The organism is Arthrobacter pityocampae (assembly GCF_002927275.1).
Lineage (GTDB): Bacteria > Actinomycetota > Actinomycetes > Actinomycetales > Micrococcaceae > Arthrobacter_D > Arthrobacter_D pityocampae.
Genome location: NZ_PRKW01000005.1, coordinates 100,920 through 117,466 on the forward strand (window position 1 = coordinate 100,920; position 16,547 = coordinate 117,466).

14 protein-coding genes are annotated in these 16,547 nt (G+C 70.5%); 4 read left to right on the forward strand and 10 right to left on the reverse strand.

What is annotated here, in order from left to right; translation table 11 throughout:
- Positions 1-142: 142 nt before the first annotated feature.
- Complete coding sequence (gene pstS, locus C4K88_RS11925) at positions 143-1,261, reverse strand: phosphate ABC transporter substrate-binding protein PstS (protein WP_104121860.1); 1,119 nt, start codon at positions 1,259-1,261, stop codon at positions 143-145.
- A 231-nt stretch (positions 1,262-1,492) separates the two neighbouring features.
- Here pstS and C4K88_RS11930 point away from each other — a divergent pair, with 231 nt between their 5' ends.
- The 3 genes from C4K88_RS11930 (at position 1,493) to disA (ending at position 5,353) form a co-directional block, all read left to right on the forward strand.
- Entirely contained in the window at positions 1,493-2,620 is a 1,128-nt protein-coding gene (locus tag C4K88_RS11930; RefSeq protein ID WP_241521894.1) for an FUSC family protein, read from the forward strand.
- A gap of 60 nt (positions 2,621-2,680) precedes the next feature.
- Complete coding sequence (gene radA / locus C4K88_RS11935) at positions 2,681-4,066, forward strand: DNA repair protein RadA (RefSeq protein ID WP_104121861.1); 1,386 nt, start codon at positions 2,681-2,683, stop codon at positions 4,064-4,066.
- A 210-nt stretch (positions 4,067-4,276) separates the two neighbouring features.
- Entirely contained in the window at positions 4,277-5,353 is a 1,077-nt protein-coding gene (gene disA / locus C4K88_RS11940; RefSeq protein ID WP_104121862.1) for a DNA integrity scanning diadenylate cyclase DisA, read from the forward strand.
- A gap of 21 nt (positions 5,354-5,374) precedes the next feature.
- On the opposite strand, the gene C4K88_RS11945 is transcribed toward disA, so the two are convergent.
- The gene (locus C4K88_RS11945; protein WP_104121863.1) at positions 5,375-6,082 is read right to left on the reverse strand and encodes a hypothetical protein; all 708 of its coding nucleotides are present in this window, start codon (positions 6,080-6,082) and stop codon (positions 5,375-5,377) included.
- A gap of 83 nt (positions 6,083-6,165) precedes the next feature.
- Between C4K88_RS11945 and C4K88_RS11950 the strand changes: the two genes are divergently transcribed.
- Positions 6,166-7,182, forward strand: coding sequence for an HhH-GPD family protein (locus tag C4K88_RS11950; RefSeq protein WP_104121864.1), 1,017 nt, complete (start codon positions 6,166-6,168; stop codon positions 7,180-7,182).
- Positions 7,183-7,217: 35 nt separating this feature from the next.
- Here the strand turns inward: C4K88_RS11950 and dhaM are convergent, their stop codons facing one another.
- From dhaM to C4K88_RS11990, 8 genes are all read right to left on the reverse strand, one after another.
- Positions 7,218-7,976, reverse strand: coding sequence for a dihydroxyacetone kinase phosphoryl donor subunit DhaM (gene dhaM / locus C4K88_RS11955; protein WP_104121865.1), 759 nt, complete (start codon positions 7,974-7,976; stop codon positions 7,218-7,220).
- Complete coding sequence (dhaL, locus tag C4K88_RS11960; RefSeq protein ID WP_104121866.1) at positions 7,973-8,623, reverse strand: dihydroxyacetone kinase subunit DhaL; 651 nt, start codon at positions 8,621-8,623, stop codon at positions 7,973-7,975. The genes dhaM and dhaL overlap by 4 nt, the downstream gene beginning before the upstream one ends.
- Positions 8,624-8,625: 2 nt before the next feature.
- Positions 8,626-9,627 carry a dihydroxyacetone kinase subunit DhaK gene (gene dhaK / locus C4K88_RS11965; protein ID WP_104121867.1) on the reverse strand — a complete coding sequence of 334 codons (1,002 nt, stop codon included), beginning with the start codon at positions 9,625-9,627 and terminating at the stop codon, positions 8,626-8,628.
- Between the two features lie 210 nt (positions 9,628-9,837).
- Complete coding sequence (locus tag C4K88_RS11970) at positions 9,838-10,014, reverse strand: CsbD family protein (RefSeq protein ID WP_104121868.1); 177 nt, start codon at positions 10,012-10,014, stop codon at positions 9,838-9,840.
- Positions 10,015-10,143: 129 nt separating this feature from the next.
- On the reverse strand, positions 10,144-10,653 hold the full coding sequence (locus C4K88_RS11975) for an amino-acid N-acetyltransferase (RefSeq protein ID WP_104121869.1): 510 nt from the start codon (positions 10,651-10,653) through the stop codon (positions 10,144-10,146).
- A gap of 81 nt (positions 10,654-10,734) precedes the next feature.
- Positions 10,735-11,616, reverse strand: a complete 882-nt coding sequence (locus C4K88_RS11980) for a bacteriorhodopsin-like (protein ID WP_104121870.1) — start codon at positions 11,614-11,616, stop codon at positions 10,735-10,737.
- Between the two features lie 181 nt (positions 11,617-11,797).
- A complete protein-coding gene (locus tag C4K88_RS11985) occupies positions 11,798-13,816 on the reverse strand; it encodes a S9 family peptidase (RefSeq protein WP_104121871.1) in 2,019 nt (672 codons plus the stop codon).
- Between the two features lie 155 nt (positions 13,817-13,971).
- The gene (locus tag C4K88_RS11990; RefSeq protein ID WP_104121872.1) at positions 13,972-16,479 is read right to left on the reverse strand and encodes an ATP-dependent Clp protease ATP-binding subunit; all 2,508 of its coding nucleotides are present in this window, start codon (positions 16,477-16,479) and stop codon (positions 13,972-13,974) included.
- Positions 16,480-16,547 lie beyond the last annotated feature (68 nt).

The following is a 16,547-nucleotide window of genomic DNA, read 5'->3' on the forward strand; positions in this document are numbered from 1 at the left end:
CTTTGCCTTCCAGGCGGTCGTTTCGGATGCAGTGACGGCCCGGTGTGCGGGCCGAGGAGGGGACGTCACTGCTGGTTCCAGCCGTGAACGGCGGACGGTCCCGCCCGGTCTCCATTAGACCAGACGGGACCGGAGGCCTTCGTTAGGAGCCGACCTCGATGGACTCGATGGCGGTCGTCGCCTTCTCGCTCAGGGTGGGCGAGAGCGGCGCGCTGCCCGCGGAGGCCTCGGCCTCCGCCTGCCCGGCCTCGCTGACGACGTAGGTCCCGAACGCCTTCACGAGGTCGACGGTCTCCTGGCTGTCGTAGGAGGTGCAGAACACGTGGTAGCTGACGAGGACGACGGGGTAGGCGCCGGACTCGGTGGTGTCACGCTGGAGTTCGAGGGACATGTCCGATGCGGACCGGCCCTCGACGGGGGTGGCGACCTCGACGGCCTTGGCCGCCGCGTCGGAGCTGATCTCGGTGTACTCCTCGCCGACCTTGACCTTGGCCTTGCCGAGGTCCCCGACGGCGGAGGCATCCGCGTAGGTGATGGCGCCGTCGGTCGAGGTGACCGTCTGGACGACGCCTGAGGTGCCCTTGGCGTTCTCGGACTGCAGGTCGGCGGGCCAGGCGCCGTCGACCTCGTAGGTCCAGTCCTCGGGAGCCGCGGCGGAGAGGTACTCGACGAAGTTCTCGGTGGTGCCGGAGTCGTCCGAACGGTGGACGACGGTGATGGGGGTGTCGGGAAGCTCGACGCCCTCGTTCTGGGAGGCGATCGCGGGATCGTTCCAGGTGGTGATCTCCTTCGTGAAGATCTTCGCGATGGTCGGGGCATCGAGGTTCAGCTCGGTGACGCCCTCGAGGTTGAAGGCGATCGCGATCGGGGAGATGTAGACGGGGATGTTGATGGCGCCGTCCGGACCGCAGACCTCCTTCGCCTGGGTCATCTCGTCGTCGTCGAGGTAGGCGTCCGAGCCGGCGAACTGGGCTCCACCGCTCAGGAAGGCCTTGCGGCCCGCCCCGGATCCGTCCGGGGAGTACTGCACCATGGCGCCCTCGTTGGCCGATTCGAAGCCGGTCTTCCAGGCCTCCATCGCGGAGTTCTGCGCGGACGAGCCGATGCCGGTCAGGGTCCCGGTGACGGCCGTGCCCGCGGCGGAGGACGCGGGTCCCTCGCCGGCGGGCTCGCCCGTGGCGTTGTCGGAACCACATGCGGTCAGCGCCAGCGCGGCTACGGAGATGACTGCCGCAGCGCGGCCGAAGCGAAGAGCCTTCACTTGATTGTGCCCCTTCCAGGGAGGTATTCGTCGAGGCGCGGACGGCGCTCGAGAGATGTACGTGCTGCTGTACATCTCGAAGCTAGGCAGTACAGGTGAAGAGACTGACCAACGAACGTTAACGGAAGGTGAACAGCGCCGGTCCATTCCACGGGGCACCGTTGCACGGTGGTGGGTCGACATGGTCCGGACGGGCGTCCCAGTTCATGACGCACCTCCTAGACTGGGTCCATGCCGCCGCGCCCGGGAGTGTCCACCACGCTGGCCTTCCTGCGTAAGCGCTCCCGGATCGGCTTCCGGCGCAGTGCCAACTCCGTGGTCCCCGCCCTCCAGATGACGATCTGCGCGGTGGGCGCCTACGCCTTCGCGGAGCAGGTCCTGGGTCATAACGGGCCGCTGTTCGCGGCGACGTCCTCGATGATCTCGCTGGGCTTCTCCCGGGATCCGCGCCTGCGCCGCGTCCTGGAGGTGGCGATCGGCTGCACGCTCGGGATCGCCGTGGGCGACCTCCTGCTCGCCCTGTTCGGCACCGGCCTGTGGCAGGCCGCCCTGGTCCTGTTCGTATCCATCCTGTTGGCGCGGTTCCTGGACAGCGGCACGATCTTCACGACGCAGCTCGGGCTGCAATCCCTGCTGGTGGTGCTGCTCCCGGCACCGGAGGGCGGTCCGTTCACGCGGAGTGCGGACGCGATCGTGGGCGGCCTCTTCGCCCTCGTGATCACCGTGTTCCTGCCCCGCGACCCGCGCCGCGAGCCGAAGACGAACGTGCGCGGGCTCCTGGACGAGCTCTCAGGCGTCCTCCGGGACGGCGCCTCGGCCCTCCGGACGAGCGATTCCACCCTGGCGTGGCACGCGCTGATCCGCGCGCGGAACTGCCAGGCGCAGCTCGACGGCCTCACCAGCAGCATGGTGGCCGCCCAGGAGGTCGCCCGCATCTCCCCCGCGCACCGGCGACACCGCGAGGAGCTCGGCTCCCTGGGGAACGCCATCGACTCGATCGACCTCGCCATCCGCAACAGCCGCGTGTTCTCCCGCCGCCTGAGCTCCGTCATCAACCATGCGGCACTCACCGACGAGGCGATCGAGACCCTGAGCCAGTCCCTCGAGGACACGGCCGACGCCGTCGACGTGCTGAGCCGGGCCCTGTCGGCCGGTGATTCCGCGGAGCGGCGCCTGAACCTGCGGCAGGCACGCAACGAGCTGGCGGCCGTCGCGACGGACCTCCATCCGAGGACCCTCCACATCAGCCGGCTCGAGGGCGAGGGCCTCGTCCTCCTCCTCCGGCCACTCGTCGTGGACCTGCTCACCGCCACGGGCCTCGCGCACGACGACGCCTCGGACTACCTGCCGCGGCTCTAGGCAACGGCACGCGTGGCCGATGCTGTCGGTGCTGTCGGTGGCCGCCGGTAGCCTGAAACCATGGCCACGAAGACCTCCCCCGCCGCTCGCGCGGGCCGCAACAACACCCCCGGTTACCGCTGCGCCGAATGCGGGTGGACCACCGCGAAGTGGGTGGGCCGCTGCGGCGAGTGCCAGGCGTGGGGCACCGTCGAGGAGACCGGGCAGGTCCTCGCGCGCACCACGGCCGCCACGGCGGTCACGACGCCGGCCCGGCGGATCGCCGACGTCGACGCGACGCTCTCCGGATACCAGCCCACCCGGATCGACGAACTCGACCGCGTCCTCGGCGGCGGGCTGGTGCCCGGCGCCGTGATCCTTCTCGCCGGCGAACCGGGCGTCGGCAAGTCCACCCTCCTCCTCGACGTCGCCGCCCGGGTGGCACGGCTCGGCAAGAACGTCCTCTACGTGACCGGTGAGGAGTCGGCCGCCCAGGTGAAGCTGCGGGCGGACCGGATCGACGCCGTCGCCGACTCCCTGTACCTGAGCGCGGAGACGGACCTCGGCCAGGCGCTCGGTCAGGTGGAGAAGGTGGACCCGGCGCTGCTCGTCGTCGACTCCGTGCAGACGCTCAGCAGCGCCGCGGTGGACGGCAGCGCCGGCGGGGTGACGCAGGTGCGGGAAGTCGCGGCGTCGCTCATCGGGGCGGCGAAGGCGCGGGGCATGACCACGCTGCTCGTGGGGCACGTCACGAAGGACGGCTCCATCGCCGGACCGCGGCTCCTCGAGCACCTCGTCGACGTCGTGTGCCAGTTCGAGGGCGAACGCCATTCCCGCCTCCGCCTCCTGCGCGCGGTGAAGAACCGGTACGGGCCCACGGACGAGGTGGGCTGCTTCGACCTGACGGACAGCGGCATCGAGGGGCTGGCCGACCCCAGCGGCCTCTTCGTGTCCCGCACCAAGGACCCGGTGTCGGGAACGTGCATCACCGTGACGCTGGAAGGGCGGCGCCCCCTCCTGGCGGAGGTCCAGGCCCTGCTCGCGGAATCGCCGAACTCCCAACCGAGGCGGGCCACCAGCGGGCTCGACAGCTCCCGCGTCGCAATGCTGCTGGCCGTGCTGCAGAGCCGCGCGTCGGTCAGCCTGCACAAGGACGACAGCTACGTCGCGACGGTCGGAGGGGTCCGGCTGACCGAGCCGGCCACCGATCTCGCCGTCGCCCTGGCGATCGCCTCCGCGAAGACCGACCAGCCGCTGGCCGCACGGCTCGTGGCGTTCGGCGAGGTGGGGCTCGCCGGCGAGGTGCGCCCGGTCCCGGGTATCGGGCGGCGCATCCAGGAGGCGCAGCGCCTCGGCTTCACCCATGCGATCGTCCCCGCCTCCCCCGCCGGGACGGGGCCGGTGCCGAAGGGCTTCTCGGTGCGGGAGGTCTCCACGCTCGCGGAGGCCCTGGCGCTGCTGTTCTGAGGCCGCCGTCCCGGTGGCGCGGCGGGTGGGTGCTGCAGGCGGGTGTGACGGCCTGCAACCCCGAGGGTACCGACGATTTCGTGCACGCCAGTAGTATTAGGTGCGGGCCCCTGCCTTACGCCGGGAGCCGCTGCCCGCCGTCCGAGGTACGACGGCGACCGCCCGACTGCGCCGGGCCCGAAAACGCGCGGTCAGTGAAAGGGTGGGGCCATGGTTCGCAGTCCGGAGGACGCGCTCAAAGCCACCCTCGCCAGAGTAGCCCCGGGCACGCAGCTGCGCGACGGTCTCGAGCGGATCCTGAGGGGACGGACCGGCGCGCTGATCGTCCTCGGCTTCGACCGCACGGTGGATTCCATCTGTTCCGGCGGGTTCGACCTCGGGATCGAGTTCTCGCCCACGGGCCTGCGCGAACTCGCGAAGATGGACGGCGCGATCGTCTGCGACAAGGACGCGAGCAGGATCCTCCGCGCCGCCGTGCAGCTGGTCCCCGACCACACCATCGAGACGCGGGAATCCGGGACGCGCCACCGCACCGCGGAGCGGGTCGCGAAGCAGACCGGCCTTCCCGTGATCAGCGTCAGCCAGTCGATGCAGATCATCGCCCTGTACATCGACGGCCTCCGGCATGTCCTCGAGGGCTCCGAGCCGGTGCTCGCCCGGGCCAATCAGGCGCTGGCCACCCTCGAGCGGTACCGCGCGCGGCTCGACCAGGTCACCAACTCGCTGTCCGCCCTCGAGATCGAGGCGATGGTCACGGTCCGCGACGTCGCCGTGACCCTGCAGCGCCAGGAGATGGTGCGCAGGATCTCCGAGGAGATCTCGCAGTACGTGCTGGAGCTCGGCGTCGACGGCCGCCTGCTCTCGCTGCAGGTGGAGGAGCTCACCACGGGCCTCGGCCCGGGCAGCGAGATGGTGCTGCGCGACTACATGGACCTCGGCAACAGCACCGCGCCGGTCGAGGAACGCGTGGCGACGCTGCAGGGCTTCAGCTCGACGGACCTCATCGACCTCGGAACCATCGCCAGCGTTCTGGGCTTCAACCCGTCTCTGGACTCGCTGGAGGCCGTCATCCAGCCGAAGGGCTACCGCCTGCTCTCCGGCATCAAGGCCATGCCGCCGGCCGTGGCGAACCGGCTGGTGGAGCACTTCGACGGACTGCAGAACCTCATGGCCGCCAACATCGAGGACCTCATGGCGGTCGACGGCATCGGCGAGCAGCGCGCACGGACGGTCCGCGAGGGGTTGTCGCGCATCGCCGAGACGAGCCTCCTCGACCGCTTCATGTAGGTCCGCCGCACCCGACGCCGCCTACTGCAGCGTGAATGTCACCGGCGCACTGCTCCTCGCACCCAGCCGGGCTGTCAGTGTGTACTCCCCGGTCTCCGGCTCCCCGTCCACGACGGTGCACCCGGGCACCGTGCGGTTGCGCGCCCACTCGAATGTCGCCCGCTCCTCACCCTTCGGCTCGATGACGCGGTCGAGATCCTCCGAGGACTCCTGGCAGTCGACCGACGAGAACACGCGGTCGGCGCCCCGGGTGAGGACGAACTCCATCTGCGAGGTCCCCACGTTCACGGTGCACGGCGCCGTCCCGCTGTTGCGGATGATCAGGGACAGGACCGGGGTCTCGTCCGGGGAGTAGGTGCGCTCGTCGGTCGCGGCGACGACCACCACGGCGGCGGGATCGCACCTGCCCGACGACGACGGGCTCGCGCCGGGCGCGGCGGTCGACGTCGCGGTCGCGGTCGAACTCGGAGTCGCGCTCGGGGCCGCACTCGCGCTCGGGGGCGTCCGGCTCGCCGAGAGGCCCGGGGCCGTCGACGCGGCCGCGGACGAATCACCCGCGCCGTCCTGCCCTCCGAAGAGCCCCGCCATCGCAGCACCCCCGACGGCGAGTGCCACCAGGACGAGCAGCCCCAGGACGGCCACCGCCAGGCGGCGTCGCCGGTACACGACGGCGCTGGGCCGCCGCCCGCCACCGCCTGTCGGTCCCGTGCCCTGTTCCCTGGATGCCATCCATCAAGGCTAGGGGGTCCGCCGTTCTCCCGGGCAACCCGGCCGTGGATAGAGTAGTCAGGACAAGACCCCCAGGAGCATCCATGAACCCCGGCAGTGCGGCGTCAGCCGGTCCTGCGCGAACGCCGGACACCCTCGGCACCCCTGAGCCCGCCCTGACCGACCTGCACGGCCGGGTGACCGACTGGTTCACCCGGTCGGCGCGGGATCTTCCGTGGCGGGACGCCCGCTGCTCCCCGTGGGGCGTCCTCGTCAGCGAGGTGATGCTGCAGCAGACCCCGGTGGTCCGGGTCCTCCCGGTCTGGCACGAGTGGCTCGACCGCTGGCCCTCCCCCGCGGACCTCGCCGCGGAACCCGCGGGCAGCGCCGTCCGGCACTGGGGACGCCTCGGCTACCCCCGCCGCGCCCTGCGCCTCCACGCGGCGGCCACCGCTATCCTCGAGCGTCACGACGGCAAGGTCCCCTCGACCTACGACGACCTCCTGGCCCTGCCCGGGGTGGGCACCTACACCGCGGCCGCGGTGGCAGCCTTCGCCTTCGGCCGACGGGAGACCGTCGTCGACACGAACATCCGCCGCGTCCACGCGCGCCTCTTCGGGGGCAGCGCACTGCCTGCCCCGGCCCTGACGGCAGCGGAGACGAAGCGCGCCGTGGCACTCCTGCCCCGGGAGGACGCACTCTCCGTCCGGTGGAACGCCGCGGTCATGGAACTCGGGGCCGTCGTCTGCACCGCCCGGGCCCCACAGTGCGACGCCTGTCCCGTCCTGGACGCCTGCGCCTGGGTGGCCGCGGGACGGCCCGACCCGGAGTACGTGCCGAAGGGCCAGGCCTGGGCCGGGACGGACCGGCAGGTGCGCGGCGCTATCGTCGCCGTCCTGCGGCACGCCGACGCGCCGGTCCCGCGGTCCCTCCTCCTGAACGCCCCCGTGGACCTGGGGATGGGGGCGTCCGACGACGGCGTCGCCGTCGTCCTGCCGGGTCCCCTGGCGGCACTGCACGGGCTGCGGGCACCGACGGAGCAGCTCGAACGAGCCCTCGAGGGCCTCCTCTCCGACGGCCTCGCCGAGGAACTCGACCACGGGATCAGGCTGCCCGGCTAGGAGACCCCGTCGCGGGCGCGGCACCTGAGCCGGCATCAGGCCGGCTCGCCGAATCCCGCCTCGACCTCCCGGCCCACGAAGTCCACGGCCGCCTGCGCGTCGGGGCCGACGGCCTCGACCGTGACCGTGCGGCCCTGGCCGAGCCCGAGGCTCATCAGGAGCATGACCGACTTCCCGTCGACGCCGTTCACGGTGACCTCCGCGTCGAGGTCCGTGAGGCCGGTGGCGAGCGTGGCCGCCGGTCGGGCATGGAGGCCCATCTGGTTCGGCAGTGTCCAGGAGCCGCGGACCGTCGACCCCGGCTCCCCCTCCGTCCCGGACCCCGCCGACGACGGGGCGGGCTCCGCCCCGGGCGCCGCCGCGGCGTGCGTCACGAAGGGCTCGAACTCCTCGGGCCGGAGGGAGACGACGGCACCCTCGGCTGCCCGCACGACGTCGGCGAGGGGGGATCCGCCCTGCGCCTGCACCGCGGCGGCGACGGCGCCCTCCACGAGGGCCGCCTGCGCGAGGCGCACCCGCTCCCGCGCCCCGGGGTCGAGGAACTCGAGCACCATCTCGGCCGTCATGACGGCCGATCCGAGGTCGGTGAGGACGACGACGCCGTCGCCGCCGTCCGCCCGCTCGATCGCCGCCTGCACTCGGTCGAAGCTCGTGCCGATCCGTGCGGGCCCGGTGCCGTCACCCGTTCCCCCTGCGGCCGCCAGGACGACGTCGGGCGCCATCTGGGCGGCGAGTTCGACGACCCCCTCCGCGATCTTCTCGCTGTGCGACACGATGACGAGGCCTACGCTCATGCCACCCGTCCCCCGGCGGTCTCGGCGGCGACCTGCAGGATGAGGGCCGTCGACTCCGCCCCCGGATCCCGGTGCCCGGCACTGCGTTCCCCGAGGTAGCTGGCCCGGCCCTTCCGGGCGATCAGCGGTTCCGTCGCGACGGCTCCGTCCCGTGCTGCGGCGGCGGCCGCCGCCAGGACCTCGGACGCATTCGCCCCGGACTGCGTCGCGGTTGCGGCGGCATCGGTGGCGGGGGTCCAGGCGTCGACCATCGTCTTGTCCCCGGACTCCGCCTTCCCGCGCGCCACGATGCCGTCGCGCGCAGCCCCGATCATCCCGGCGGCCGCCGCGGCGTCGATCTCCTCGGCGTCCCCCAGGAAGGTCGCGGCCCGCAGGAACGCCGTCCCGTACAAGGGCCCGGCGGCTCCCCCGACGGTGGACATCAGCGTCATGGCGACCTGCTTGAGCACCGCCGCCGGCGTGCCGGGGGCCTCCCCCGCGTCGAGTTTGGCGACGGCGGCGCTGAAGCCCCGGTCCATGTTCTCCCCGTGGTCGGCGTCGCCGATGGCCCGATCGAGTTCGATCAGGCGCGCGCGATTCTCGGCGACGACGCGGGCCGCCTCGTGGATCCACAGGACGGCCCACCGGGCGTCCAGGGGCTGCGTCATCCTCATGCCCCCCAGCGCAGCGCGGCGGTGTGCACGGGTGAGTCCCAGAGGCCGAGCATCTCGTCGTCGGCCCGCAGGACGGTCAGCGACGCCCCCTGCATCTCGAGCGCCGTGATGTAGTTGCCGACAAGGGAGCGCTCGATACTCACGCCGAGCCCGTCGAACAGCTGCGCGACCTTCCGGAACATGATGTACAGCTCACTGGCGGGCGTCCCGCCCATGCCGTTCACCATCACGATGGTGCGGTCGCCGGACGTCAGCTTCAGGTCCGCGAGGATGGGGTCCAGGAGGCGCTGCGTGATGCCGTCGGCGTTCTCCATCGCGATCCGGTGCCGTCCGGGCTCCCCGTGGATGCCGATCCCGATCTCGATCTCCTCGTCGGTGAGCTCGAAGCTCGGCACGCCGGCGTGCGGGACGGTGCACGCGGCAAGGGCCACACCCATGGACCGGACGTTGTCGATGACGCGCTGCGCCACCGCGGTCACGCCGTCGAGATCGTCCCCGCGCTCCGCGGCCGCCCCGGCGATCCGCTCGACGAGGACCGTGCCCCCGACGCCGCGCCGGCCCGCCGTGTACAGCGAATCCTCGACGGCGACGTCGTCGTTCACGAGCACGGACCGCACGGTGACGCCCTCCGCCTCGGCCATCTCCGCCGCCGTCTCGAAGTTGAGGACGTCCCCGGTGTAGTTCTTCACGATGTGCAGGACGCCCGCACCGCCGTCGACGGCGGTGGTCGCCGGGATGATCTGGTCGGGTGTGGGGGAGGTGAAGACGGCGCCCGGGACGGCGGCGTCGAGCATTCCACGGCCCACGAACCCGGCGTGGAGCGGCTCGTGGCCGCTGCCTCCCCCGGAGACCAGGCCGACCTTGCCCTGGACGGGGGCGTCCTTGCGGGTGATGAAGAGGGGATCGGGGTGGACGGTCACGAGATCGGCGTGCGCGATACCGAATCCTTCGACCGACTCGTCGACCACGGCTTTGGGGTCATTGATGAGCTTCTTCATGGCGCTGCTCCTTGACTGCGAACGGACATCTGACAGCCTGCAGCCCGCCTCATCTGGACCACCCTGGCCACTGTGAACGTTACCGCCCGTTCCTGCCCCTGCCTATAGGCCGGAGCAGCGCGTTCCGGCCCGTCCAACGCCTGAGGGAGGGGCCCGGACGGGCTCCCTCCCTCAGGTGGTCGACCGCCCGGTGGGACGGTCCGTGCTGCATCAGTCGCGCTTGAACGCGTCCTTGACGTTCTCGCCGGCGTCCTTGAGGCTCGAGCTGGCCTGGTCCTTGTGGCCCTCGGCTTCCATGTTCTCGTTGCCGGTCGCCTTGCCCAGGCCTTCCTTGACCTTGCCGCCGAGATCCTGGCCCTTGTTCCCGATCTTGTCATCCAGTCCCATAGTGAGGACCTCCTTCAACTCGGTGTACGGCCACCTGTTCCAGTGGCCTGCGCTGCATCCCTGAGGAACGCTAAGCTGTCTTACCATATCCCCGCGGGCGGGCGGATGGCCAGCAGAACCTCCGGCGGGTCACAGTTCCCTGATCATGCGGGTGTTGCCGAGCGTGTTCGGTTTGACCCGGGCGAGGTCGAGGAACTCGGCGACGCCCTCGTCGTGGGACCGGAGGAGCTCGGAGTAGACCCGCGGATCCACCGCGGACTGGTCGGCCATGACCTCGAACCCGTGCCGGCGGAAGAACCCCACCTCGAACGTCAGGCAGAAGACCCGGCTCACACCGAACGCACGGGCCTCTTCGAGCAGCTGCTCCACCAGGGCGTGCCCCACGCCCCGTCCGCGGGCGGCCGAGGAGGTCACCAGCGTGCGCACCTCCGCGAGGTCCTCCCACATGATGTGCAGGGCCCCACAGCCGAGCACCTCGCCGTCGTCGGACTCCGCGATCCGGAACTCCGGCAGGCCCTCGTAGTACGCCACCGTCTCCTTGGCCATCAGGATGCGTTCCTCGGCGAGCGGCTCGACGAGTGCCTTGATGGCGGGGACGTCCGAGGTGCGGGCGGGGCGGATGGTGAAGGGCGCGGTCATTGTCCCCACTCTACTGAGCCCTCACGCAGCAGACCCGACCGGGAACTCCCGGTCGGGCCGTCGAGCTGATGGATCCCGCGGTCAGGCCGCTTCGTCCGTGACCCGCCTCGGACCCCCTGCCGGCTCCGCGGCCGCGCTGCGCCGGCCGGGCTGGAGAGCGTCGTCCTCGTCGAAGCCCCGTTCGATCGCGGCGAACGCCGGATCGTCCGCGTATGACTTCAGCTTGGCGAGCCGGTAGATGATGAGCCCGTAGACCGCCTTCGCCGCGATATCCGCGAGGGAGTAGCCGGCCTGCTTGAGGACCCAGGCGTCCGGACCGGAGATGCCCAGCAGGGGCAGGGCATAGGCCACCGGGTAGACGAGCCAGCTGATCAGGAGCAGGATCCGCAACTGGCTGATCAGGTTCCTGACGCCCGGAGGCTGCCGGTCCAGGGACTTCGTCAGTTCCACGAACAGCACGTACAGGATGTACAGGAACGGGATGGTCGACAGCACGCCCCACAGCAGGCGGGTGCCGTCATCCGTGCTGATCTCCCCGGGGTAACCGAGAACGATCATCAGGGTGGCCGCCGGGATCAGCTTCCACAGCAAGGCCGACTGCACCGCCTTGGCCAGCGCGAGCACGGCGATGAGCTCCACCAGCAGGAGCGGCACGGTCAGCAGCCAGTCGACGTACCGGTACCCCTCGTTGAACGATGCCCCGGCCGCCTGGACGTACTCACCGCGGCCGCCGACGGCCTCTGTGACGAAGGCCTCCTTGAACGAATCGAAGATGCGGAAGTAGTGGTACGCCGCGATCCCGCAGACCACTGCCGCGATGATCAGTGCCTGCCGGTACCGGGGCAGAACCCGCTGGAGTGCGAGTATCAAGAAGATCGCGGTGAACAACTGGGCCGCGATGACGAGCGACAGGAAGTTGTAGACCGTGTCGAATTGGCCCTGCGTGAGGGCGTCAGGAATCATGGACGTGCTCCTTCGGACGGGATGAAAGCATCGAACCCAACACCCCGGTGACCCGGAAACAGCCCGTTCCACGCGGAGCTTGCATAGATTCTACGCTATGTAGAAAAGTTGTCCAGAGGTAGGGCCCCATGATTCCCGACGCATGCCGCGCGTCGGAGAACGAACTTCCGACGCGCGGGACCTACAGTCCCAGCTCGGGCGGCAGCGTGCGCTCCTCCCCGAGGAGATGCGTGGCGAGGAACGCCTCGACGACCCCGTACCAGATCCGGGCGTGCTGGGGTTTCAGGATCCAGTGGTTCTCGTCGGGGAAGTAGAGGAAGCGGTGCGGCGTCTCGCCACCCTCGCCGGCGGCCAGCTTCGACTGCGACAGCAGCTCGTACCAGAGCCGGAGGCCCTCGCCGATGGGTACGCGGTAGTCCTTGTCCCCGTGGATGACGAGCATGGGCGTCCCGATCTCCGCCACGTGGTGGTGGGGGGAATTCTCCTGCCTGGCCTCCGGCGTCATCTCCCGCTCCCAGTAGAAGGCGGCGTCCGTGGTGGGCCCGAACTGGTCGAGCGCCCAGAGGCTCGCGTGGGTGACGATCGCCGCGAAGCGGTCGGTGTGGCCGGCCACCCAGTTCGCCATGTAGCCGCCGAAGCTGCCGCCCATCGCGGCGACCCGCGTCGGGTCGATGTCCGCGCGCGCCACGAGGGTGTCCGTCGCGGCCATCAGGTCCGTATAGGGCGCGGAACCCCACCGTCCCCACCCGCGGTCCACCATGTGCTGGCCGTACCCCGTGGACAGCGCCGGGTCGGGCAGCAGGACGGCGTACCCGCGGGCCGCCATGATCCAGGGCGACCAGCGCCAGGTCCAGGCGTTCCAGGAGCCGATGGGACCGCCGTGGATCCACAGCAGGGCCGGGGCGGGCTGATCGGCGGAGGCCCCCTCGGGGAGGACGAGCCAGGACCTGACGGGGTGCCCGTCCTCGCCGACGGATTCGATGCGCTCGAGGGAGCCGGGCACTGCCGGGCGCTCCGTCGGGTTGTGCAGGCGCTCCGTCCGCCCGGTCGCGAGGTCGATGCGCACGGCCTCCGCCGGGAAGAGGTAGGAGCTGCGCAGCGCGTAGGCGGTGGCGCCGTCGGGGGACACACTGACATCCGTGTAGGCCGCGGCGTCCTGTGTCACGCGCCGCACGGCACCGGAGGCGGCGTCGATGCTGAAGACCGGGGCGGCGCCGTCGTCGTCGGCGGTCACCACGAGGGCCGACCCGTCCGGCAGCCACGCCGCGGGGGACGGCCAGCGGTCCCAGCCCTCCGCCAGCGCCGTCGGCTCCCCGCCGTCCAGCGGGAGGAGCAGCAGGCTGGTCCGCGGGGCGAGGTCCGCGGTGGTGCGCCGGTCCCGCACGACGACGAGGAAGCGCCCGTCGGGACTGACGGGCCCCGGGGAGTAGTCGTTGTCGCGGTCGTCGAGCAGGACGCTCAGTTCCTTGGTGGCGAGGTCGACGCGGACGAGCACCGATCGCTGGGATCCGCGCTCCTCCGGCAGGGTGAGGGAGGAGAACAGTGCCGTCCCCTCGGGGTCCAGGACGGGCCGGGCATCCCTGAGGCCGCCGCGCGCGGACGGGACGAGGTCGTCGAGGCGCCCTTCTCCCCCGAGGTCCTTGAGCCCGAAGTAGCGCGGCTCGTCCGGACCGAGGTCGGCGTCCCAGTAGCGCACGGGATACCCGGAGTGCAGGATCGCGGCGACCCCCGCCTCCTTGCGGGTCTTCCGGCGCGCGGCGTCGTCCTCCTCGTTCGCCGATCCCGCGAGTGCATCGCCGGTCAGGACGACGACGACGGCCGCCGCGGCCGTCGCCACGCCTGCCACTCCGCCCGCGCGGGTCAGCACCAGCGAGGCCTCGCCGCCCGTGGCCGGGAGGCGCCAGAGCGCCGGGCGCTTCTCGGCGTCGGCGTCGTCCGGGTCCGGTCGGGTCGAGGTGAACAGCAGGTCCCCGCCGGCGAGGAACGCCGCCCCGGATTCGCCGGCGGAGCTGCGCGTGAGCCGCCGGGCCGGCTGCTCACCGGCGGGATCGATCTCCCAGAGCGCCGTCCGGTAGGCGGTCTTCTTGGGATCGAGGCCGGCCACGGAGGTCACGAGCCGCGTGCCCTCCCGGTTGAGGACGAGCCCGCTCAGGCGGGGCAGGGCGACGAAGTCGTCGAGGGACGAGAAAGGCGTGGTCATCCCCCATCTCTACCACCGCCTGTGGTGACGGTCACAGCCGTTCACTCAGGGACGAATCCCGTTGCTGCGGGCACCCATCCGACAGGGGCCATCACGCAGCGAACCCGCCCTGGCGGACCAGGGCGGGTTCGGGTACTGGCTTGGGAGCGCCAGTGCTACTCGGGGACGGTCGCCTCGAGGGCGGCCGGGGCGTCCTCGATCTCCTTGGGAGCGCCGTGACCGACGAAGGTGAAGCGTGCGTCCGCACCCTCGCCCTCCACGTCGATGTCGATCCGCTCGCCGGACTTGATCTCGCCGAACAGGATCTTCTCCGAGAGCTGGTCCTCGATCTCGCGCTGGATGGTACGACGCAGCGGCCGCGCACCCATCGCCGGATCGTAGCCGCGGGTCGCGAGGAGCACCTTGGCCGCCGGCGTGAGCTCGATCGTCATGCCCTTGTCGGCCATGCGGCCGCCCAGGCGCTCGAGGAACAGGTCCACGATCTGGACGATCTCGTCCTGCGTGAGCTGCGGGAACACCACGGTGTCGTCCACCCGGTTGAGGAACTCGGGGCGGAAGTGCTGCTTGAGCTCCTCCTGGACCTTGGCCTTCATCCGGTTGTAGCTCGTGCTGGTGTCCGTGCCGGACTGGAAGCCCGTCATGACACCCTTCGAGATGTCCCGCGTGCCGAGGTTGGTGGTCATGATGATCACCGTGTTCTTGAAGTCCACCATGCGGCCCTGGCTGTCCGTCAGGCGGCCGTCCTCGAGGATCTGGAGCAGCGAGTTGAAGAGATCGGCGTGAGCCTTCTCCACCTCGTCGAAGAGCACCACGGAGAACGGCTTGCGGCGGACCTTCTCGGTCAGCTGCCCACCCTCCTCGTAGCCGACGTAGCCCGGAGGGGCACCGAAGAGCCTGGAGACGGTGTGCTTCTCGGAGTACTCGGACATGTCCAGCGTGATGAGGGCGTCCTCCTCGCCGAACAGGAACTCGGCGAGGGCCTTGGCCAGCTCCGTCTTACCCACACCGGTGGGACCGGCGAAGATGAACGAACCGCCTGGACGCTTCGGGTCCTTGAGGCCAGCCCGCGTGCGGCGGATGGCCTGGGAGATGGCCTTGATGGCCTCGTTCTGCCCGATGACCCGCTTGTGGAGCTCGGCCTCCATGTTGAGCAGTCGCGAGGACTCGGCCTCGGTCAGCTTGAACACGGGGATGCCGGTGGAGTTGGCAAGCACCTCGGCGATGAGTTCCTCATCCACCTCGGCGATGTCGTCCAGTCCGCCCGACTTCCAGCGCCGCTCCTTGTCGCTGCGCTCGTCGTGGAGCTTCTGCTCCTTGTCACGCAGTGACGCGGCGCCCTCGAAGTCCTGGGAATCGATGGCCGATTCCTTCTCGCGCTTGACGTTCGCGATGCGCTCGTCGATCTCCTTGAGCTCGGGAGGCGCGGTCATCCGGCGGATGCGCAGACGCGCCCCCGCCTCGTCGATGAGGTCGATCGCCTTGTCCGGCAGGAACCGGTCCGAGATGTACCGCTCGGCCAGCGTCGCCGCGCTGGTCAGCGCGCCGTCGGTGATCGAGACGCGGTGGTGCGCCTCGTAGCGGTCACGGAGGCCCTTGAGGATCTCGATCGCGTGCGCCACGGAGGGCTCGGCGACCTGGATGGGCTGGAAGCGGCGCTCGAGGGCGGCGTCCTTCTCGATGTGCTTGCGGTACTCGTCCAGGGTGGTCGCACCGATGGTCTGGAGCTCGCCACGCGCGAGCATGGGCTTCAGGATCGAGGCGGCGTCGATGGCACCCTCGGCGGCACCCGCCCCGACGAGCGTGTGGATCTCGTCGATGAACAGGATGATGTCGCCACGGGTGCGGATCTCCTTGAGGACCTTCTTCAGTCGCTCCTCGAAGTCACCGCGGTAACGCGAACCGGCCACGAGGGACCCTAGGTCCAGCGTGTAGAGCTGCTTGTCCTTGATGGTCTCGGGCACGTCGCCGCGCACGATCGCCTGGGCAAGGCCCTCGACGACGGCGGTCTTGCCGACACCCGGCTCGCCGATCAGGACGGGGTTGTTCTTGGTGCGGCGGGAGAGGACCTGCATGACGCGTTCCATCTCCTGCTCGCGCCCGATCACCGGGTCGAGTTTCGATTCGCGGGCAGCCTGGGTCAGGTTGCGACCGAACTGGTCGAGCACCACCGACCCGGCAGGGGTTCCCTCCTGCTGGGGGCCGCCGGAGGCTGCCGGCTCCTTGCCCTGGTACCCGGACAGCAGCTGGATGACCTGCTGGCGGACACGGTTCAGGTCCGCCCCGAGCTTGACGAGCACCTGCGCGGCAACACCCTCACCCTCGCGGATGAGACCGAGCAGGATGTGCTCGGTACCGATGTAGTTGTGGCCGAGCTGCAGGGCCTCCCGCAGGGAGAGCTCCAGGACCTTCTTGGCACGGGGGGTGAAGGGGATGTGACCGGACGGGGCCTGCTGGCCCTGGCCGATGATCTCCTGGACCTGCTCCCGCACGGCGCCCAGCGAGATGCTGAGTGACTCCAGCGCCTTGGCGGCGACACCCTCACCCTCGTGGATCAGGCCAAGCAGGATGTGCTCGGTGCCGATGTAATTGTGGTTGAGCATGCGGGCCTCTTCTTGGGCCAGCACAACAACACGACGGGCACGATCTGTAAATCTCTCGAACATCAGACACACACTCCTAGCTAACGCGTATTTCGATGCTACGGGCACGGGGTGTGCTTTGGGCCCGTGTT